Source organism: Geobacillus sp. B4113_201601 (assembly GCF_001587475.1).
In the GTDB taxonomy this organism is placed as follows: domain Bacteria; phylum Bacillota; class Bacilli; order Bacillales; family Anoxybacillaceae; genus Geobacillus; species Geobacillus icigianus.
On sequence record NZ_LQYX01000121.1, the window covers coordinates 344,778 to 347,433 of the forward strand.

Annotated in this window: 2 protein-coding genes and 1 pseudogene; all 3 read left to right on the top strand. The window is 43.1% G+C overall.

Going from position 1 to position 2,656, the window contains the following annotated elements; all coding sequences use genetic code 11:
• Positions 1-1,144, top strand: a 1,144-nt coding sequence (locus B4113_RS19775; RefSeq protein WP_235598037.1) for an EndoU domain-containing protein, incomplete at its 5' end; no start/stop codon positions are given.
• A 19-nt stretch (positions 1,145-1,163) separates the two neighbouring features.
• Positions 1,164-1,529, top strand: coding sequence for a ribonuclease toxin immunity protein CdiI (cdiI, locus tag B4113_RS18190; RefSeq protein WP_235598038.1), 366 nt, complete (start codon positions 1,164-1,166; stop codon positions 1,527-1,529).
• 109 nt (positions 1,530-1,638) lie between these two features.
• Positions 1,639-2,131: pseudogene (locus B4113_RS19270) on the top strand (hypothetical protein).
• Positions 2,132-2,656: the final 525 nt, after the last annotated feature.

A 2,656-nucleotide genomic window follows, 5' to 3' on the forward strand; every position in this document is an offset into this window, starting at 1 on the left:
TGATGCCGAAGATGCGTGCCAGCGGGCGCGGATGACGCTGTCATGGGAGCCCTCTTCCCTAGCGATGGACCTCCCCGGCGTCAGCACGCCCGCCATTGAAGCGCTGCGGGACGAATTGATTCATTGGTTGCGGTGCTATGAACAAAAGCTCAACGAAGCCGAAGAGCTGCTCTATCGCACCGCCGCGGCGATGCGCCAAGCGGACCAGACGCTGGCCGATAACATGAAAGAATTTGGCTTGGAGCTTCTTGGTTGGTACGACGTGCAGCGCGTGTTTGGCGAGTACGATCCGATTACCGGCGAGCGCTTTTCTGTAGGAGACCGTTTGCTGGCAGGGGGAATGTTGCTTGCGTCGATTGCTCCTCCTGCTAAAGGGGTCGGTGTTGCCGGAAAAGCAGTCATCACCGAAGCTAGGATGATGGATGCCGTATCGGCTCTTGTGAAAGTCAAACATGTGGTACGTGATAATAAAATGAAATCGGTCTTTCAGACGATTTATCAACAAGTTATCAAAGCGCCACTTGTCCGAACGATTCGCCTATTCAAAAAACAGTGCGATAATTTAATGGAACTTGTTCCATCGGTTTTTTGGCAGCCGTCCTATGCGGGAGTAGGTTCACCAACATCAGCCTTACGAGTTTGGATAGATGGCTCAAAAGATGCATCTCTCCGTATGATTGAGAAAGTTGAGGGAGAGATGGTTGGGAGGAGAGCGATAGAAGCTAAGTTTTCATCTACATTGGAAAAACATATAAAACATGTTGATCCTAACGTTCCTCGTAAAAGAGGGATTGGAGGAGCACACAACAAAAATGAATTTATGAAAAGTGAAATTAATATTTTAGAAGTTAAGAAACATGAAGGTATACTAGGAGTAGAAAAGATAACGTATCAGATTCCATCTCTTGATCCTAAAACTGGTCAAAGAATCGGCTGGAAGGAAAAGATATTTCAAAAAACTGTTTATGACCCTAAAATGATCTCTGACGAAGAGTTTATAAAAAGAGGAAAAGAAGCTGCAAACGATGCTGCTGTAAGAGGTGCATTAGGTAGAGAGTGGGAAGGGTATGACGGTCAAGGTATTAAGTGGAGAGGGTATACTAATGAGAATGGAGAAGTAACGTCGTTTTATCCTGAATTATAATTGAAAGGATGAAATAAATATGAGTGTAAGATTACTAGAGTCTCAAATGTTAAGAGGCGACCATTTTCCTGTTATAGCATTTTTCAATGCAATCTCTGACGATGATTTTGTAAAAGTGATTCAGCATCTATCTACCGGTGCAGGTTATGGCATTAATGCGGTTGATTGTACATTTCCAAATGATTTGGATCCTGATGATGAACCGTTTGAAGGAGTAATGTTTGCTCTACATGATGAAGAGGTTATTATAGATTACCATACGTTTTATTACTACCTTGAACAAACATGTAATATGTATATCAAAAATTTCCCGGATCAGGAGGAAAACATTAATCGTATATTAAAAAAAATTGTTGAAAAATACAATTTGGAGAACAAATATTAGATTAATACCCGTGGTGCTAGATAAAATCGAGTAAGCATAAAAATAGCCCTTGCCTAGCGGATCTCCTGTAGAATGAAAGTGCAACCAAACATTCGAAAGGAGAATCCCCGTGCAAGAGCAATTTCATTTTACTACAGATCGGGCCAAGATTCAAAAGCAATATGCCGCCATTTTCTTTTTTGTCTCCGCCCAACTGTCATTGATTCAGACGCATCTTCAACGCCGTAACCGCCATTTGGTAAAGCAAGAAGATAGCATGATCATAGCGATTCACATTTTGGGGAAGCTGCTAGACTTTTCTTCCGAACGGGCATGGCATCGTCTTGTAACGGGGAACTTGTTTACGGATGGACAGTTTCTCGAACGTTCTCGATCCAACCGCCGTTGCCGGGCGCTGCAAAAATCAGAAACATCGCCCATCCGCATCATGGGAGAGATGGTTCCAACAAAAACGCAAAGTGGTGGAAACGGTGTTCTCTGTCCTCGTCGACCCGCATCGTATCACAGACATTCGTGCCCATTCGATTGTGGGGTTTGAGGTAGCACTCGATGGCATCTTGTTGGTGTATTCACTTGTCATACTTGGGCTAGTTGAGCGTTAGGGTTCAACTAGCACCACGAGTAAATATATGCATTTTTCTTTGGTAAAAACAATCCCCCTCCGAATTGAGAAGGATGTATAGGGGCACGGATCGATTTTTCGATACAAGCAAACCGCTTTAAATCGTTTGTCCAATTAGCATTCATCCCGTTGTGAGCTTGCATTTGCTCCTCCAAGGAATGATCATATATTAGTTTCAGTTCATAAAGAAAATGGTAACGATCTTTTGTATACTTCTTTGTGTGAAAAATAGGTAAATATAACTAATCAATCCGTAAAAAATGGTATAAAAATCACGATTTATACTTTTATTACTTATGTTACCATTTATAGTGAACGCGAATAAAGGAGTGAAGCGAAATGCTGAGCGGGTCGGACACGATGGATACAAACAAATGCGGGATAGAGGAGCCGACGAATGAGGAGGTTGATCGAACGAGCCTATACATCGCAACCATGAGGGAGCCGTGCGGGCGATGATTCGGTTGAGGCCTGATGAATTGGAAACGGTGGCGAAGCACATTCC

What these genes read in the sequence shown, in the direction of transcription:
- cdiI (WP_235598038.1), top strand. Translation starts at nt 1,164, where the DNA reads ATGAGTGTAAGATTACTAGAGTCTCAAATGTTAAGAGGCGACCATTTT.